The sequence below is a fragment of the Anaerolineales bacterium genome (assembly GCA_015075625.1).
Taxonomy (GTDB): Bacteria; Chloroflexota; Anaerolineae; order Aggregatilineales; family UBA2796; genus UBA2796.
On the sequence record JABTTZ010000002.1, the window covers coordinates 669470 to 687158 of the forward strand.

General features: G+C 56.4%; 14 protein-coding genes and 1 tRNA gene. 9 read left to right on the forward strand and 6 right to left on the reverse strand.

Annotated elements, in window-relative coordinates; genetic code table 11:
* The first annotated feature begins 91 nt into the window (after positions 1-91).
* The 5 genes from HS103_11580 to HS103_11600 all read left to right on the forward strand — a co-directional run bounded on the left by HS103_11580 (position 92) and on the right by HS103_11600 (position 4314).
* Positions 92-1180: an SH3 domain-containing protein gene (locus HS103_11580; GenBank protein ID MBE7513436.1), complete on the forward strand. Its 1089-nt coding sequence runs from the start codon at positions 92-94 to the stop codon at positions 1178-1180.
* A gap of 45 nt (positions 1181-1225) precedes the next feature.
* Positions 1226-2392 (forward strand): hypothetical protein, encoded by a 1167-nt coding sequence (locus HS103_11585; GenBank protein ID MBE7513437.1) that lies wholly within the window; start codon positions 1226-1228, stop codon positions 2390-2392.
* A 181-nt stretch (positions 2393-2573) separates the two neighbouring features.
* Positions 2574-3152 (forward strand): GAF domain-containing protein, encoded by a 579-nt coding sequence (locus HS103_11590; GenBank protein MBE7513438.1) that lies wholly within the window; start codon positions 2574-2576, stop codon positions 3150-3152.
* 33 nt (positions 3153-3185) lie between these two features.
* Positions 3186-3848, forward strand: coding sequence for a sensor histidine kinase (locus HS103_11595; protein ID MBE7513439.1), 663 nt, complete (start codon positions 3186-3188; stop codon positions 3846-3848).
* Between the two features lie 166 nt (positions 3849-4014).
* Positions 4015-4314, forward strand: coding sequence for a response regulator (locus HS103_11600; protein ID MBE7513440.1), 300 nt, complete (start codon positions 4015-4017; stop codon positions 4312-4314).
* Positions 4315-4436: 122 nt separating this feature from the next.
* Here HS103_11600 and glmS read toward each other — a convergent pair whose 3' ends face one another.
* Complete coding sequence (gene glmS, locus HS103_11605; protein ID MBE7513441.1) at positions 4437-6278, reverse strand: glutamine--fructose-6-phosphate transaminase (isomerizing); 1842 nt, start codon at positions 6276-6278, stop codon at positions 4437-4439.
* A gap of 250 nt (positions 6279-6528) precedes the next feature.
* Between glmS and HS103_11610 the strand changes: the two genes are divergently transcribed.
* Positions 6529-8070 (forward strand): acetyl-CoA carboxylase biotin carboxylase subunit, encoded by a 1542-nt coding sequence (locus tag HS103_11610; protein ID MBE7513442.1) that lies wholly within the window; start codon positions 6529-6531, stop codon positions 8068-8070.
* Entirely contained in the window at positions 8067-8549 is a 483-nt protein-coding gene (locus HS103_11615; GenBank protein MBE7513443.1) for a biotin/lipoyl-binding protein, read from the forward strand. Before HS103_11610 ends, HS103_11615 begins: the two co-directional genes overlap by 4 nt.
* A gap of 69 nt (positions 8550-8618) precedes the next feature.
* On the opposite strand, the gene HS103_11620 is transcribed toward HS103_11615, so the two are convergent.
* From HS103_11620 to HS103_11640, 5 genes are all read right to left on the reverse strand, one after another.
* The gene (locus HS103_11620; protein ID MBE7513444.1) at positions 8619-12182 is read right to left on the reverse strand and encodes a protein kinase; all 3564 of its coding nucleotides are present in this window, start codon (positions 12180-12182) and stop codon (positions 8619-8621) included.
* A gap of 42 nt (positions 12183-12224) precedes the next feature.
* Entirely contained in the window at positions 12225-12905 is a 681-nt protein-coding gene (locus HS103_11625) for a hypothetical protein (GenBank protein ID MBE7513445.1), read from the reverse strand.
* Positions 12906-13026: 121 nt separating this feature from the next.
* Positions 13027-14154: a homoserine O-acetyltransferase gene (locus HS103_11630; GenBank protein MBE7513446.1), complete on the reverse strand. Its 1128-nt coding sequence runs from the start codon at positions 14152-14154 to the stop codon at positions 13027-13029.
* A gap of 114 nt (positions 14155-14268) precedes the next feature.
* Entirely contained in the window at positions 14269-15588 is a 1320-nt protein-coding gene (locus HS103_11635) for an O-acetylhomoserine aminocarboxypropyltransferase/cysteine synthase (GenBank protein ID MBE7513447.1), read from the reverse strand.
* A gap of 55 nt (positions 15589-15643) precedes the next feature.
* Positions 15644-15715, reverse strand: a tRNA-Cys gene (locus tag HS103_11640).
* Between the two features lie 353 nt (positions 15716-16068).
* On the opposite strand from HS103_11640, the gene HS103_11645 reads away from it, so the two are divergent.
* Both HS103_11645 and HS103_11650 read left to right on the forward strand, forming a co-directional pair.
* Positions 16069-16572, forward strand: coding sequence for a 3-isopropylmalate dehydratase (locus tag HS103_11645; GenBank protein ID MBE7513448.1), 504 nt, complete (start codon positions 16069-16071; stop codon positions 16570-16572).
* 101 nt (positions 16573-16673) lie between these two features.
* Positions 16674-17681, forward strand: coding sequence for an isocitrate/isopropylmalate dehydrogenase family protein (locus HS103_11650; protein ID MBE7513449.1), 1008 nt, complete (start codon positions 16674-16676; stop codon positions 17679-17681).
* Positions 17682-17689: the final 8 nt, after the last annotated feature.

A 17689-nucleotide genomic window follows, 5' to 3' on the forward strand; every position in this document is an offset into this window, starting at 1 on the left:
GGAAGCGGTGGGTAGAATTCGCGGTGAGATTTTGCGCCTGACGAGGGGTAGGGTATTATTCCGAGGCGAAACGTTTCTTTCAGGGGGCTGTATGCGTAAGCTCTATTCCGTCGCTGCCTTCGCGCTGGCTGTTGCGCTGTTCGTCACCGTTTTGGTGATGCCCGCGCCCGCTGCCCATGCGCAAGGGCAAACCGGATCAAATTGGACAGGCTTTTACTGGAACAACACAAACTTCTCAGGAAGCCCTGCCTTCTCTCGGATCGACCCGGCGATAAATTTTAACTGGGCGTCTGGTTCGCCCGTCCCCGGCATTATCAATGCCGATAACTTCAGCGTCCGCTGGAGCAACCGGATTTTCTTCACCGCCGGAACATACCGCTTCCGGGCAGGCGCGGATGATGGTATTCGCGTCGCGATCAACGGGCAGTTGATCATCAACCGATTCAGTACCGCCCCCGGCGCATTCACCATCAACACGGCGGATGTCAGCCTTGCTCAGGGCGATTACGAGATCATTGTTGATTACTTTGAAGGCGTTGGCGATGCCGGCGTCCTGTTCGATTGGCTGCCGATCAGCGCCATAGGGGCTGCCTCGCCAACCCCTGTTGGAACGGCATTCTTTGCCACACCGATTCCGGTTGTTCCCACCGTTCAACTGACCCCCAAAGGGGTGGTGATTGTGGATAAGGCGAACGTCCGCAGTGGTCCGGGGGTGAACTATCCGGTGGTTGCCGAATTGTTCCGCGATACCACTGTCCTTGTCGCCGCCCGCAATGGCATTTATGGGATGGAAACGTGGTTTTTGATCAACCTTCCCAGTGGTGGGCAAGGTTGGATTTACCGCCGCGTCTTTTATCCTTATAACATCCCAGCAGATTTGCCAACCTCGGCTGCTACCTTCAGCGCACCGGAAGGGTCGGGGCAGCCCGGCGATCCGGTGGTTGCTTATGAAGCACGCGGGGTGGCAAAGGTGAACGTCACCGTGCGTAGTGCGCCAAGCACACGCACCGGCACACGCCTCGGTGTGATTCCCAAAGGCGGGGCATTCTTGATCACCAAACTCAGCACGAATCGGGCGTGGGTGAAGGTTATCTATGATAATCTGACGGGGTGGGTCTACATCCCGAATATCACCACCACCACCGGCGGTCTGGGGCAACTCCCTCGCGGGAACGACTAACCCCCACTCAGCGGGTGATCGCTCTCGATCACCCGCCATGCCATCATGCCCACACCAACAAGCAGCCAACCACGTCTCACCGTCGCTCAACGGGCTGCCCTCATGGGCGGTGGCGTTCTGGTTGCTGTCCTCGTCACCCTGCTTTTGCTGCGGGTGGTTGACCGCCGCAGCGAGGTGATCTTCACCGCCGGAATGGGCGATCTTTTTTTCCACCGTCCGGCGGCAGTTGCCCCCCCACCAAACCCCAATGAAATCCTCAGCCGGCACCGGATTGCCTGGGATGTCGATGGCTTTCGCCTGCCCGCCCGCCCCGCCGCCCGCTACGATGTGGTGGCGCTTGGTGATTCCTATACGGAAGGGACAAACGTCGCCCGCCCCTGGTCGGACGTTCTGGCAGAGCAATCCGGTTTGGCGGTCTACAACATGGGTTTTCGCGGCTTCGGTCCGGCGGAAGAATCCCGCGTGTTGAAGGATTACGGGCTAAAACACGCGCCGCGCTACGTCATTGTTGGCTTTTTCGAGGGGAACGATCTTTACGATGCGGTCTCTGCCCGCTGGCGAGGGGAGTTCATTCCACCGAACGTCCAACGGGAACAACTGAACACGCTCGGCACAAACTACACCCCGCCCACGCCCCATCCGCCGCCTTATCAATTTCCTGTGCGCATAGCGATCAAGGGAATCACCCACGACATAGCGTTTCTAGATGGCTATTTGGGATGGGTGAACGGTGACTATGCCACCTATGCCGAATCCGACAACCTCCGTGAAGTAGATCGCTATTGGGGCGAGATGCAAACCGCGTTGGGCGAAACCCTTCCCGAAACGTGCCTTTTCATCGCCTATTTCCCTGCCGCACCCCATATTTACGCGCCGTATGTCGTCCCCGAAGACCGTACACAGATGCTCTCGACGGTAGAGGAAATGAGCCTACCGAAAGCCGGCGCGTTGATCGAAGGGACGGTGATCCCCTCTGCCTTTGAAGATGTGCTGCCGCGCTTAGGCAACCAGCGCGATGCGCTGCGGGCGCTTGCCGAAAAACGTGGGATAGCCTTTATTGATCTTGTTCCTGTCTTTGAAGCGGCGGCGGCGCGAGGGGAAGTTCTCTATTACACCTACGATACCCACTGGAATCAGGCGGGGCATGACCTTGCCGGAGCGACCATTGCCGCCTATCTGAAGGACCATGGGGACGCCTGCCGCACCCCATAGCGGCAATGGATGGCTGTATGCGAACAGCCGTTGGCGGCAACTTGGTTTTGAGCATTTTTCACGAAAAGTTATCTATTCATCATAGACACTATGTACGTTGAGGTTTACCTCTACGAATACTATGATCTCCTTGTACTCAACTCATAGTCACTACTATCGGTTGAGCAAAGGGGAGGTTGATATGGCATTTGAGATGCCTTTGGTTCGGACAGTAACGCGCACCCTAAGCAGCGTCATTAACTGGAAAGATCGCGCTCTATACCTTGAACAGCGCATTGCGCAGCTTGAACACTGTCAACAAATGCACCATGCTGTAACCCAGATTATTGCACGTTCAAGCAATCTCGATAACGCTATCTCTCGTATAATCCAAGCATTGTGTGAAATGATTGGGTGGGATTTTGGTGCAGTGTGGCACCTTAACCGTGAAACAAATTGGTTGTTTTGCGAGGCGAGTTGGCACACGCCCGCCTATGCTTTCCCTGCGTTTACCCCTAGCTGCCTTGATGTAACGTTTGCGCCGGGGACGGGCTTACCCGGTCAAGTGTGGGCTAGTGGCAAACCAATGTGGATCAAGGATGTTGTCATTGAGAGCAGCTTTCTGCGCGGATCGCTGGCTGAACGTGACGGCTTACACGCCGGACTCGGTATTCCGATCCATACAGAAGGCGAAGTTATCGGCGTAATGACCTTCTTTAGCCGTCATATCGAAAATACGGATCGCGATCTTTTGCGTATGCTGGATACAATTGGCAGCTAAATTGGACTGTTTATCGAGCGCAAACGCATCGAATTGGCAGAACAAGAACAGTCCCGCAAATTAGCGGCACTCGAAGAACGCCAGCGGCTTGCCCGCGATTTACATGATTCCTTGACTCAAACTTTGTTCGCCGCCAGCGTGATCGCCGAGATGCTACCGCACATGTGGCGTCGTTCGCCCGAACAAGTTCCTGCCAATCTTGATGAATTACACCAATTAACGAGCAGTGCTTTGATGGAAATGCGCGAACTGTTGGTTGAACTGCGACCCGTCAATAACAACACCAAAGTTCCTCAGCCTAATCTTGCTGTAATGTTAAACGACCTCACCCTGTCGGTCACGAAGCGTTCACCCCTCAAAATTGAGCTTGACCTTAAAGACTGCCAGTGCCTTTTGCCTGAGACGCAAATGGCATTCTTCCGCATTGCCCAAGAAGCGCTCAACAACGTTGTGAAGCACGCTTCCGCCACCCAAGTCTGGATTCAGGTGTCTATGGAGCAAGACCACCTACAACTGCATATCCGTGACAACGGGCGCGGTTTCAAAATGGATCATCTGTGCGAGGGTCATTTTGGGTTGAATATCATGCGCGAACGAGCCGAGCAGATCGGCGCACATTTCCGCATGAAAAGTATGCCCGGTCAAGGCACCCACATGACCGTGATTCGCTCATGCGAAGGCACGCCGTTATCGTAGCAGCGGGGCATGTAAGCGCAGTGAATAGCCATATTCAGGTGATGATTGTAGACGATCATGATGTTGTACGTCGTGGTCTGTCTTTGTTTCTCAGCGGGTTTGAGGATCTGCTCTTGGTTGGTGAGGCGGCGAATGGAGCCGACGCGATCCGGTTGTGTAGGGTCAGTTGCTTCCTAATGTGGTGCTGATGGATATGGTCATGCCCGACATGGATGGCATCACGGTGACTCGCACCATCCGCGCCGCGCACCCAGAAATGCATGTCGTTATCTTGACAGGTTCAAAAGAAGATGAGCTTGTGCAAGAAGTGCTGCAAGCCGGAGCCATGAATAACTATCTCGCCGCGATCCACACTGTGTTCATCGAACCACAGGTAATCCGCCAGTTTGATCCTAATGGACAATCCTTTGCGAATATCAATACACCGGATGACTTGGCTCGTGTGCGCCAGTGGTTAACACCCTAGCCATAAATTTGGGAGTGATTTTTGAGACAGTGGTGAAAAACGCACCGTTGGCAAGCAGCTTATGGATTCTTGAAGGCTCTCAAACAGAGTGGGTGGGAGGGGCAGCACCCCTCCCCTGATGCTCACTCCACCGTGACGGATTTTGCTAGGTTGCGCGGTTGGTCAACATCACAGCCGCGTTCCACCGCAATGTAGTACGCCAGTAGTTGGAGTGGGATCACGCTCAGCAGCGGCGAAAGCAGCGGGGAGACCTCCGGCACATACAACACATGATCCGCCTTTGTCGCAATGAACTGATCGCCCTCTGTGGCAATGGCAATCACCACCCCGCGCCGTGCCTTCGCTTGCTCAATCTGGCTGATCATTTTCTCGTACACGGCGTCTTTTAGGGCGATTGCCAAAACGGGCATGTCCTCATCAATGAGGGCGATGGGTCCGTGTTTCATCTCACCCGCCGGATACCCCTCGGCGTGGATATAGCTGATCTCCTTCAGTTTGAGCGCCCCCTCAAGGGCAATCGGGTAGTTGATTCCCCGTCCCAAGTATAGAAAATCGGTGTAGTGGAACAGCTTTTTCGCCAGCGCCTCCACTTCAGGCGCTCGATCCAAGATTTTCCCCACAAGGTCGGGCAGTTTGGCAAGTTCGGCGGTGTGAGCGCGGGCGTCTTCCGCCGTGATCGTCCCCCGAAGCTGCCCTAGATACAACCCCAACAGGTATTGATCAACAACGCTGGCGGTGAATGCCTTTGTAGAGGCGACGCCGATTTCCGGTCCGGCGTGCATGGCAATATAGCCATCCGATTGGCGCATCGCTTGGCTGCCAATGGCATTCACGATGCTCCACAACCGCGCCCCTTTCGCCCGCGCTTCCTCCATCGCGGCAAGGGTGTCCACCGTCTCGCCACTTTGGGTAATGGCAAGGACAGCGCAATCAGGATCAAGAATCGGGTCACGGTAGCGGTATTCGCTCCCGTAATCCACCTCCACAGGCAGGCGGGCAAGCTGTTCGATGATGAACTTTCCTACCAAACCGGCATAGGCGCTTGTCCCGCAGGCGACGGTGACCAGCCGTTTGAGCCGCCCCGCGTCCTCTGCGCTCAGCGGTAGTTCTGGCAGCGAGACACAGCCAGAGTCAAAGTCAATCCGTCCGCGGATGGTGTCCGTCAATGAGCGCCCTTGCTCAAAGATTTCCTTCTGCATAAAATGGCGATATTCGCCTCGTGCCGCGCTGATCGGGTCCCAGGCAATATCGTGAATCTCGGCATCCACAGGGACACTCTCCAGCGTTTGGACGTTGCAGCCCGTCGCCGTGACGGTTGCCATCTGCCGCGATTCAAGGAAAATAAGCTGCCGCGTGTATTCCAAAATAGCCGGAATATCCGAGGCGATGAACATCTCCGCCTCGCCCAGACCCAAGACCACCCCCCCAGCGTTTCCAATGCGCACAGCGACGAGGCGATCCGGCTGCGCGGCGCTCATGACGACAATGGCATGAGCGCCGCGCAGGTGTTGGCAGGTTAGGCGCGTTGCCTCGGTCAGATCATGACCGGCGCGGGCAAACTCAGCGACGAGGTGAACAATCACCTCCGTATCCGTTTCGGAAGCAAAGACAACCCCGCGTTTTCTGAGGTCTTCGCGCAGGTCAAGATAGTTTTCGACAATCCCGTTGTGGACGACAACAAACTGCCCATCCATGCTGATATGAGGGTGGGCGTTCCGTTCGTTGGGCTGCCCATGCGTTGCCCATCGTGTGTGACCAATGCCCGTTGCCCCTATCAAGGGGTTCGCTGCTAGTTGACGCTCTAGATTTTCCAATTTTCCGACATCCCGCCGGAGGGTGATCGTCCCATCTTTGAACACGGCAACGCCCGCTGAGTCATAGCCACGATATTCAAGGCGTTTCAAACCGCCGAGGATCACGCCCGCTGCGTCACGCTGCCCGATGTAGCCGACAATCCCACACATAGACACTCCACATTTCACAGAATGGCGAGGGAGCTTACCGGATTTGCGGCGGGATTGCGACTCCCCCTATAGCCATAGCATGTTTCAAAAAGATTACCCCTTATTGGTTGACAGCCCTACTCATCACACTATACTTACCACTAGGGTATGGTGTGGTGATCACGGGATAGAATCACGACGCCCTTCCTTCTTGTGAGAAGGCTAATTGCAATCCAACCAGGGAGGGTACTGTACACGCTATACTTTTGCCATGATCCACACAATCCATACCATACGTCGTTTGTTGATTGCCAATCGGGGCGAGATCGCCGTCCGCATCATCCGCGCCTGCCGTGAACGCGGGATTGAATCCGTCGTCGTTTATGCCGACCCTGACGCTGGATCGATCCCTGTCCGCCTTGCCGATCACGCCGTGAGTCTTGGCGGATCGTCGCCTGCTGAGTCGTATTTGCAAGGGGAGCGTGTCATTGCCGCCGCCCTTTCTGCGGGCTGCGATGCTGTCCATCCGGGCTTTGGCTTCCTCTCCGAAAATGCTGATTTCGCCCAACGTGTTCGTGCGTCGGGGCTGATCTTCGTCGGACCCACTGCCGAATCGATTCGGGCGATGGGTGTCAAAACCGCCGCATTAGAGCGCGTTCGGGCGGCGGGTGTGCCAACCCTCCCCGGTTTTGCCGGCGATTCATCCAGCACCACAGCCGATTTTTTGCGGGCAGCAGCGGGCATTGGCTACCCCGTCCTCGTCAAAGCGGCGGCGGGCGGCGGCGGCAAAGGGATGCGCATTGTCCACGCCGAAGGCGATCTTCCCGATGCCCTCGAATCGGCGCAGCGTGAGGCGGGACGTGCCTTTGGTGACGCTCGAGTTTTCCTCGAAAAATACATCGAGGATGCCCGCCATATTGAAATTCAACTTTTTGCCGATTCGGCGGGGAACACAGTGCATCTATTTGAACGCGAATGTTCCGTCCAACGCCGCCACCAGAAGATCATCGAAGAAACGCCCTCTCCCTACCTAACGCCCGATCTCCGCTCACAGATGGGCGAGGCGGCGGTGAATGCCGCCCGCGCCATTGGCTACCTGAACGCCGGAACGGTGGAATTCATCGTTGATGCCCGCGATGGTCGGTTTTATTTCTTGGAGATGAACACCCGCCTTCAGGTGGAACACCCTATCACCGAACTGGTCACCGGCATTGACCTCGTTCACCTGCAACTGCGCATTGCCGAGGGGGAGCTTCTCCCTTTCCAACAGGCGGAAGTGATGCAGCGCGGACATGCCATCGAGTGCCGTATCTACGCCGAAGACCCCGCCCAAGACTTCCTCCCCCAAACAGGGACGATCCTCCGCGCCGTTGAACCGCGTGCGCCGGGCGTGCGTGTCGATTCTGGCGTGGGGACGGGCGATGAAATCACTATCCACTACGACCCTATGATCGCCAAGCTGATTGTCCATGCCGAAACACGTGAAGCGGCGATTCGGCGGATGGATGCCGCCCTTGCCGAATATGTCATTTTGGGGCTGACAACGAATATCCCTTTCCTGCGTGACCTGTTGAACCATCCGGTGTTTCTCGCTGGCGAGACAACGACAAACCTGATCGCTCGGCATTTCAACGCATGGCAGCCGTTCAGCGAACCCCCTCCAGCAGAGGTGATTATTGCGGCGGCATTGGGAGAGATGTTCTTAGGGACGGCGGCGGCACCTACAGCGAACGCTGCCGTAGCCGAGGGCGATTTCTATTCCCCATGGGTGCGGACGGATGGCTATCGCACAGGGATGGGAGGGGCGCTGTGAGCGAGTTTCGTTACCAATCCGGGGTGCGTACCAAGATCGAACGGCGGGCGGATGGGGTATACGACATTACCGTGAATGGGGTCACCTATCGCGTAGAGGACGTTCGCGCCGAGGAAGGGCGGCTGCTTTTTCGTGTCGATGGCGTATGGCAAACGGCGCATTATGCTCAAGAGGGTGCGGCGCGGCATGTGGCATGGCGCGGGGGGACGCATACCCTGATAAAGGCAGAAAGCCAACGGCAGCGACGTTCCGGCGCGAGAGAGGGCGGTGGTAGCCTGAGCGCCTCCATGCATAGTCAAGTGATCAGCGTTTTGGTGACAGTGGGCGATGCCGTTGTCAGAGGGCAGCCCCTCGTCGTCTTGGAGGCAATGAAGATGGAGATGCGCATCACCGCGCCAGTGGATGGGGTGGTGACGATGGTCAGTTGTGCGCCGGGTCAGATTGTAGAGAAGGGGCAGGTGTTGGTGGCGGTGGAGTGAGCTACGCCGGCTCACCCTTTTCCTTTTTCGCCCGACGCGCAAGCGTCGGGCGAAAAAACGCACAAAAAGTTACTGCACCACGATGATATTGAACGCCGCACCGATGGGCATGTTCGGGGGGAACATATCGCCCGATTGCAGCGACACCGCCCACTGATTGCGTGCTGGATCGTAGTAAGCAGCGACGGGCTCATTGACGACGACCCCACCAGTGGTCAGGTTTTTGGTGATCAAAAACACCGCATCTGGACGCCCGTTTAAGGCGGGGGTGTCTAGGTAGGTCAGCGCTCCGATGGTATTGCTCCCATCGGCAATGACCATGAAGGCATTCCCACTTGGGCTGCCCACCAGGACATTGAAGGCGCTATTTTGGGGGAGTTCTGCCCCGTTTAGGTTCGTCACCACCCAATTTGACCCATCGAAAAAGACAGCTACCTCATTCGGATTGTTCACCGAAGCGCCCCAGTTTTGGGTGACGATCACAATGGCACTGCTGTTGCCTGTTAGCGCCGGATTCAAGATAGGTGAGGTCGGTCCACTATGCCCAACAGCGGTATGGGTGAACGCCGCTGCGCCCGGGTTGATCGAATAGACAAGGAACGACGCGCCAATCGGCATGGCGGCGTTGTTTTCGTTGAACACTGCCCACTGCGAACCGGTGAAGTAAACCCCTAATGGATTCGCATTGTAGACGGGCGCTGCCCCATTGACCATCGAAACGGCAAAAACGACCTTCCCCGGCTGCCCGTTCGTTGTCAGTGCATCTAGGATCGTCTGGTTGCCAAAGGTGTTGCTGCCATCCCCTGTGAAGCGGAAGCCATCGGTGTTGATCACGGGCGGCGCGGTGGTGGCGGTGGGAACAAGCGCTGTCAGAGTGAGCGCCGCGTTCGCCGTCGCTTGGGCATCGAAGAAGGCTTGTGTTTGGGTAGCAGCAACGGCAACCGCCGTCCCACCGAGGTTGATCGCATCTTGTGTTTGGGTGGCGGCAACGGCAACCGCCGTCCCACCAAGGTTAATTGCATCTTGTGTTTGGGTGGCAAAGACAATCGCATTCGCCGTCCCCTGCGCAAAGACAGCGCTTGCCGTCGCCGTTGCCGCAGCATTTGCACCAGCGTTTGCTGTCCCTTGCGCATTAATGGCGTTTTGGGTCAGGGTTGCCGCCACACCTGCATTGATCGTCGCTTGAGCGTTGATCGCCGCTTGGGTTTGGGTGGCAGCCCCCGCACCGGCGATTGCTGTCGCCGTTGCATTGCCAGCAAGCGCCGTCTGCGTAGCAGCAATCTGCGTCCCTTGCGCTTGTACCGTCACGGCAAGGCTGGTCAGGGTCAGGAAATTTGCCTGCTGCGTTTGGGCAATCGCTGTGTTCGTGCTGTTCACGGAAATCGCCGTTTGCGTCCCTTGCTGTTGGGCAATGAGCGCCGCCATCGTCGCCGTTTGGATAAAGGAAAACTGGGTTGCCTGTGCTGCTTGCGCCGTCGCTGTCAGGATGTTGTAGTAGGTGAACAGGGTGGCTTGGTAGTTGGCAATTGCCGTTTGGGTCGCCCCATTCGCATTGTTCCCCGCAGCGGCAGTCCCCGTCTGGTTGATCGCCAGTTGAGTGAGGACGAAATTGCCCGCCAGCGTTGCGTTGGCAACTTGTGTCAGGGTGATTTGTGCGCCAATCGTTGCATTGAAGTCAGGGGTTGCCGTCCCCGTCACAGTGGGGGTACTCGTCCCTGTCCCTGTGACGAGAAGCGCCTGTGCGGTCAGCGTCCGTCCAGCAATGACCGCCTGTTCGGTGGCGCGATTGTTGTTCACCAAGCTGATCAGTGGGATGCTGAGCGCGACCAAGACCGCGCAGGCAAAGAGCGCCGCCGGAAACAACCATGATGGAATGGAGGGACTCACCTGCAATTCGGAGTCAACCAACTGCGGGTCAGCCGCCCCAGGGAGAATCCCGTTGACCGGATCGGGGATCACCTCCACGATGACGCGGAAGGGAATCAACGCCCCACCAAGCGCTGGACGCTGGATAGGGGTGATGCTGATCGGCAGCGTTTGCGTCTCGCCCGGCTCTAGGCTTACCACAGGCTGCGCCATCCCAAAACTGAGTAATCGTTGGTTATCGGCGGCATTCACGTTGAACGAGGCGCGAACATTGCTGCGATTGTTGATCGTCAACATGAAGGGGTTCGGCGCTTTCAGCTTTGCCGGGTAGCCGCTGATGGCAAACCCCACTTGTGCGGGGGGTGGCACATTGCCACCCATTCCCGCCGCCATAACCGTGCGCGCCATGTCGGGCGATGCTCCCACCGTGCGCAGTTGGCTTGGCGAAGGCTGTGCCGCACGCCCTGCCTCAATGCGCAGCCCAAATTCACCAACCCGTGCTTGGACGCCATAATCGAGCTTTTGGGGGATGTTCGGGAGCAGTTTTTGCCCCGCCACATACGAGCCGTTCGTTGAGCCGAGGTCGGTCAGGGTGTAGCTACCGTCCGCCTTGCGCTCAATCTTAGCGTGGCTGCGAGAGACCTTCTCCCCCTTTAAGATGATGTCTGAGGTGCTGTCGCGCCCAATGGTGAGAACGGGTTTATCCAGGGCAAAGGTTTTTGTCTCCCCACTTTGCGAGGCGATAATGACGCGATCCATCGTCGCTTGGGAGGCGGGCAACGCTTGGGCGGTGTAAGCCGGCAAATCGCTGATCGGCGGTTGGCTGGCAAGGTAGGTCAGCAAACTTTCCGGCGTGGTTGGGATCGATTCGGGCATGGCGGAGGGCTGCTTGGGTGGGGGGATAGTCACCATCGAACGCGCTGCGCCCGCCGCATTGCCCAACGCCCGCGCCATATCGCTGCCCGATTGGTAGCGCTCTGAGGGACTTTTTGCCAATGCCTTCAAGATGATTTCTGAAATTGCCGCCGGAATACCTGGGCGAATTTGCGTTGGCATTGGCAAGGGATCGCTGGTGTGCATCCGAATCGCTTCGGTGATCGTCTTGGGGTTAAAGGGCAGCCGCCCAACGACCAACTCGTAGAGCATGACGCCGAGTGCGTAAATATCGGTACGCCCGTCCACTTCCTCGCCCCGACACTGTTCGGGCGACATATACGGGTACGTCCCCATGGTTGTGCCGGGCATAGATTGGACGATGCTCTCGGCAAGTTTTGCCAAGCCAAAGTCCGTTAACACAGCGCGGAAACCATTCGTCGTGCCGCCGCTAGTGACGGGCTTGAGAAGGACGTTATCGGGCTTGATGTCGCGGTGTACCATCCCTTGCGCATGGGCATAGGCAAGCGCATCCGCCACCTGACGGGTGAGATCCAGCGCCTCGCCGACATCCAACATCTTCCCCTCGCGGGCAAGGTAGGTCAGGTATTCGCGGACGCTCCCCCCACTGACATAATCGGTGACAAGGATCAACTTGCCCTCAATCTCGCGGAATTCCAACACCTTGATGATGTTTGGGTGATCAAGGCTGGCAGCCGCCCGCGCCTCTTGGAGGAAACGCCGTTGAAAGTCCGTATTGCTGGCAAGGTGCGGGTGCATCAACTTCAAAGCGACAGGGCGCTGAAGATTGACATCCGTAGCGAGGTAGACTGTACCCATCCCGCCCGCCCCTAATTGGCGATCTAAGCGATAATGATCGATCATGTCCGACATAGAGGTATGTCTCCTATGGCTGTGTCGCCCGTGAATTCTGTCTCACTGTGTTCGGGGCGCGTTGAAAAAATACCGTTCCAGAGAACTATACCCGATCCACGAAAATAAATTTGGACGGGTGTCCAACGATTCGCGGTTCATAAACACTAGAAAGAGCGGCAGTTCTGGGTAAAGCCGTTCTTGTCCTTCCAAGTCTGGGCGGACGTGGATAAAGCGCAGCGCTTGCGCTTGATAGTAGGAATACACAACTGGACCCTGCCCAACAGAGCTAAATTCGACATAATCGGGTGCGCCAAGTGCGGCAACCATATCCGCATAGACTAACCCCCTCAACGGCGAATAAGGGAGGTTTGTCACACTGCGCAGATGGATCGGGTTGATTTCGAGGGCAACCGACGCAAGGACGCCGTAGGCATCGCGCCGAACCGCCACAGCGACTCCTTCCCCGTTCAACAAAACGCCGTTGTTCGTGATGCTTGGGCTAAGCGCCAGATCGCGGGTGAGGGGATGTTGGCGAAGAATCATCAACGCCTCGTTATAGGGCGTTACACCCGGGCGAATCCCAAACAGGCAGGGGGTGGCGCAGGGCGATCCATCGGCATTGCGGAACATCCAAACGGCGGCGGGGCGTGTATCCAAGCGGCGGGGTAGCCCAAAGGTTACGGTGAGGATCAACGTGATTCCGGTAACCAATAGTAATACAGCAGCGAAAAAGCGACTCACCAGCGTGCCATCCTCATGGTCTATTCTGCCACTCAAGCCGAATGCTATAAGTGTGCAGCATAGAGACCCATTTTGAAAGCACCAACCGCAAAATACAACAGGTAATGAAGGAAATTCTCACTTACGCTTCAATGAGTGCTGCCCACTGCCGGTTTAGGTAGCCTCCCACCAAATGAGTCATTGTCTCCACCTCAACCAAGAAGGAATCGTGACCAAAGGACGCCTCCACATGATGGTACTCTACGGCACGCCCCGACAGTGCGGTAATCAGTTCGCGTGCCTGTGCCGCCGTGTAAAGCCAATCGCTGCTGAAACTGATCACCAAGAATTTTGCGGTGACATGCGCCAGCGCCTCGCCCATATCGGCGCAGCCCTCGGCAATATCAAAATAATCAAGTGCTTTCGTCACATAAAGATAGCTGTTGGCATCAAAGCGCTGGACGAACTTTTCACCCTGATATTTCAGATAGCTTTCAACGGTGTATTCGGGAGCAAAGGTATAACGCCCTCCCGTTTGCAAATCGCGCCCGAATTTCGTTTCGAGTGAATACTCGCTCATATAGGTGATATGCCCAACCATGCGTGCCACTGCAAGACCCGCATCAGGTGGTGTTTTCCCGTAATAATCCCCGTTGTTCCAATTTGGATCGGCGTAAATCGCCTGCCGCCCAATTTCGTTGAAGGCGATGTTTTGTGCGGACGAACGGGCGGTACTGGCAAGAAAGAGGACGTTCTGAACACGGTCTGGGTAATCCACTGCCCATTGAAGCGCCTGCATCCCGCCCATGCTCCCTCCGACGACGGCAAACAGGCGGTGAATGCCAAGATGATCGAGCAAATGCCGCTGCGCTGCTACCATATCGCCAACGGTCAGGATCGGAAAACGCAGTCCATAGGGCTGACCGTCCGCCGCAAGCGACGATGGTCCCGTACTTCCCCGACAGCCGCCAATGACGTTGCTGCAAATGACAAAATAACGGTTCGTATCAAACATTTTTTCCGGACCTACCGCCTCGTCCCACCAGCCGGGCGCTTCGGCAGGATCATCGGTGTAGTAGCCGGCAACATGAGAATCCCCTGAGAGTGCGTGACAGATCAGAATTGCATTTCGGCAGTCGGCATCAAGCATTCCATAGGTTTCATAGGCAAGGGTGAAGGCGGGGAGAACACCCCCCCCCTGAAGGGGGAGCGCCTCGTTAAAATGAACGAGGTGGCGCTGGACAATGCCTACTGAATGACTATCACACATAGCAATATCCTGTGCAAAATCGGGTGTAGAGGCGGGTGTCGATAAGTTCTCCGCCATCATATGCGAAAAGGGAACAAGGGCGACTCTATAGGGTCGCCCTAACGGTATGATTTGTTAGGCTGTTGTCAGAGCGCTTTGCGCCACCGCCAACGCCTGATCCAAATCCCAAAGAATATCCTTGATATCCTCAATGCCCACGGCCAAACGCACATAGTCCTCAGTGACGCCCGTCGCCTTCTGTTCTTCCGCGCTCAGTTGGCTGTGGGTCGTGCTTGCCGGATGAATGGCGAGAGACCGCGCATCGCCCACGTTGGCAAGGTGGCTAAACACTTTCAAGTTATCAATGAAGGCGCGTCCGCTCTCGCGCCCCCCTTTAATCCCAAACCCAATCACCGCACCCGCGCCTTTAGGAAGGTATTTCTTCGCCCGTTCATAGCTCTTGTGGTTGGGCAGACCCGGGTAATTCACCCATGCGACAGCGGGGTGTTTTTCAAGATGCTGCGCCACCGCCAATGCATTTTCCACATGGCGCTGAACGCGCAGGGCAAGCGTTTCCAAGCCGATGATGTTCAAGAAACTGTTGAAAGGCGCTTGCGAGCCGCCGAAATCGCGCAAGCCGACGACGCGAGCGCGGATGATGAAGGCTGCTGCCCCTGCCACATCTGCCAGAACTGCGTTATGGTAGGCGGGTTCGGGGGCAACAATCCCGCGATGCCGCCCGCTTGCCTTCCAATCGAATTTCCCGCTGTCCACAATCACCCCGCCGATGCTCAAGCCATGCCCACCGATCCATTTCGTCGTGCTGTGAACGACAATATCGACTCCGTATTCAAAGGGGCGGATCAGGTAAGGCGTCCCAAAGGTGTTATCGACAATCACTGGAACGCCATGCTTATGGGCAACCTTGGCGATTCCCTCAAAATCGGGGATTTCCAATTTTGGGTTGCCAATTGTTTCGAGGTAGATCGCCCGTGTTTTATCATTAATCAGGCGTTCATAATCGGCGGGATCATCCCCTTCCACAAAGTGGGTGGTGATCCCCAAACGGCGGAGCGATTGCGAAAAGAGCGTGTACGTCCCGCCGTAAAGCGCCGCCGAAGAAATGATCTCGTCACCCGTATCGGCTAGTGTGAGGATTGCCAGTGTCTCAGCGAACTGCCCAGACGCCGTTGCCAGCGCCCCAATACCCCCCTCTAAGGCGGCGATGCGTTGCTCAAAGACATCGTTCGTCGGGTTCATGATCCGCGTGTAGATGTTCCCCGCCTCTTGCAAGGCAAAGAGCGCCGCAGCGTGATCGGTGTTCTTGAACTGATAACTCGTCGTTTGGTAAAGCGGCACGGCGCGGGCGCGGGTGGTTGGGTCAGGGCTGTACCCCGCATGAAGCGCTTGGGTATGGAACGACAATTCGTGGTTGTTTCCGTTTGATCCAGACATGGTAGAAAAACTCCTTGAACGATGAGCGCAATTGGGACGGACAGGTTTCGCTCAGAGGTGGTGGTGGGAGTCGAACCCACTCGTTACGGTTTTGCAGACCATAGCGTTCCCACTTCGCCACACCACCCTATCGCAGGGCAAGTCATCTAGAAAAGGCAACAAAAAAGCCCCGGCACTATGGCTCAGGGCTTTTCACACACCGTCGCAGGGGAGCGACTTTTCAGCGTGACGCAACCGGACGCCATAGTACGCAACGCGCACTACACATCATACAGCCACAGCACATCTGATTCAGCATTCCCCAAACAACCATGAGGGTGACCTTAACTATTGAACTTTCCCTATCAAGATACTAGTATAATGCATTTTGGAAATTCGGCAAGAGGAGAATTCCCTTCAAGGCAATTTAGTGCTATAGTGTCTCAATCTATCATGATTTGCTCTTGTTTGTGGTTCGTTTAGAGGATCAAATACATAAGGATGCGCTATACAGGGAAAACATGGGTCTACGGCGATAACGTCAACACGGATGTAATCTTCCCCGGCAAATACACCTACACGGTATCCGATCTGGCACAGATGGCAGCGCACGCCCTCGAAGACCTCGATCCGACCTTTGCCAAGACCGTCCGCGCTGGCGATATACTCGTTGGTGGAAACAATTGGGGGAACGGATCGTCACGAGAGCAAGCCGTGACCTGTTTGGTGGCGGCGGGGGTGCGCGTTCTCATCGCCAAATCCATCGCCCGTATCTACTTTCGGAATGCGGTGAACGGTGGTTTGCTGCCGGTGGTCTGTCCGGCGGCAGTGGCGGCAATCGAATCCGGGGAGGTCGTCACTGTCGATACAGAGACATGCACCATCACCTGTGGGGCAGGGATCTTTGAGTTTCCCCAATTATCGCCTTCGCTGAAAACAATTTTAGAAGCGGGCGGGCTGATCGAGATGCTCAAAGTAAAACTGGCGGCACAGTCACACCCCTAACCGCATAAAGGTCTCATCTTCCTATTTGACGACAACCGAGACCTACTAAGTCTCGGCAAAGCGCCAAATCATCGTCTTAGACATCGACTCAAAAGGGCGTTATGGCTGCAATCAACGTGTGTTTGATTTCCGGCGATGGTGTGGGCGCGGAAGTCATTCCCGCTGCACGGCGGGTCTTAGAAGCATTAGGGCTGGATATTCACTTCAGCGAAGCGGAAGCGGGTTGGGCTTGTTTCCAAAAACAGGGTGATGCTCTTCCCCCTGCAACCCTAGAAGCAATCCGCGCCGCCGATGGAACTCTTTTCGGGGCAACGCAATCCCCTTCGACAAAGGTGGAAGGCTACCGTTCCCCTGTCCTTGCCATGCGCCGCGCCTTTGATCTCTACGCCAATCTGCGCCCCACCGTCTCGCTGCCCGTGCCGGGCTGCCCGCCGGGGATTGACCTTCTAATCGTCCGCGAAAACACCGAAGGGATGTACAGCGGGCGTGAACGGCGCGAGGGCGACACGGCAATCAGCGAACGGGTGATCACCGTCCCCGCCACAGAACGTATCGCCCGCTATGCCTTTGCCGCTGCCCAAAAACGACCCCGCAAAAACGTGACCATCGTCCACAAGGCTAATGTTTTGAAAGAAACAGACGGCTTGTTTCGGGAGGTGTGTTTCCGCGTGGCAGCAGAATTTCCTGATGTGGCAGTCGATGAACTTCTGGTGGACGCTTGCGCTATGTGGTTGGTTAAAAATCCGGCGCGGTTTGATGTGATCGTTACCGAAAACCTCTTTGGAGACATTCTCTCCGATGAAGCGGCGGGTTTGGTTGGCGGGTTGGGTATTGCCCCCTCAGCAAACATAGGGGCGGGAAAAATCGCCTATTTTGAGCCGGTGCATGGCTCAGCGCCGGATATTGCCGGGCAGGGGGTTGCCAACCCCACAGGGGCGATCCTCAGCGCGGCAATGCTCTTGGCGCATGTTGGACAACCAGAAACCGCTGGACGTATTGAACGAGCGGTGTGGGCAACCCTTTATGATGGTATCTACAGCCGCGATCTGGGCGGTGAGGCTGGCACACAGGCAATGACGGAGGCGATCCTCGCCCGATTATGGCTATGACCCATACC

Bases quoted from the DNA above. Each gene is read 5' to 3' on its own strand.
- HS103_11580 (MBE7513436.1), top strand. From the start codon at position 92: ATGCGTAAGCTCTATTCCGTCGCTGCCTTCGCGCTGGCTGTTGCGCTG.
- HS103_11585 (MBE7513437.1), top strand. From the start codon at position 1,226: ATGCCCACACCAACAAGCAGCCAACCACGTCTCACCGTCGCTCAACGG.
- HS103_11590 (MBE7513438.1), top strand. From the start codon at position 2,574: ATGGCATTTGAGATGCCTTTGGTTCGGACAGTAACGCGCACCCTAAGC.
- glmS (MBE7513441.1), bottom strand. From the start codon at position 6,278: ATGTGTGGGATTGTCGGCTACATCGGGCAGCGTGACGCAGCGGGCGTG.
- HS103_11610 (MBE7513442.1), top strand. From the start codon at position 6,529: ATGATCCACACAATCCATACCATACGTCGTTTGTTGATTGCCAATCGG.
- HS103_11620 (MBE7513444.1), bottom strand. From the start codon at position 12,182: ATGTCGGACATGATCGATCATTATCGCTTAGATCGCCAATTAGGGGCG.
- HS103_11630 (MBE7513446.1), bottom strand. From the start codon at position 14,154: ATGTGTGATAGTCATTCAGTAGGCATTGTCCAGCGCCACCTCGTTCAT.
- HS103_11635 (MBE7513447.1), bottom strand. From the start codon at position 15,588: ATGTCTGGATCAAACGGAAACAACCACGAATTGTCGTTCCATACCCAA.
- HS103_11645 (MBE7513448.1), top strand. From the start codon at position 16,069: ATGCGCTATACAGGGAAAACATGGGTCTACGGCGATAACGTCAACACG.
- HS103_11650 (MBE7513449.1), top strand. From the start codon at position 16,674: ATGGCTGCAATCAACGTGTGTTTGATTTCCGGCGATGGTGTGGGCGCG.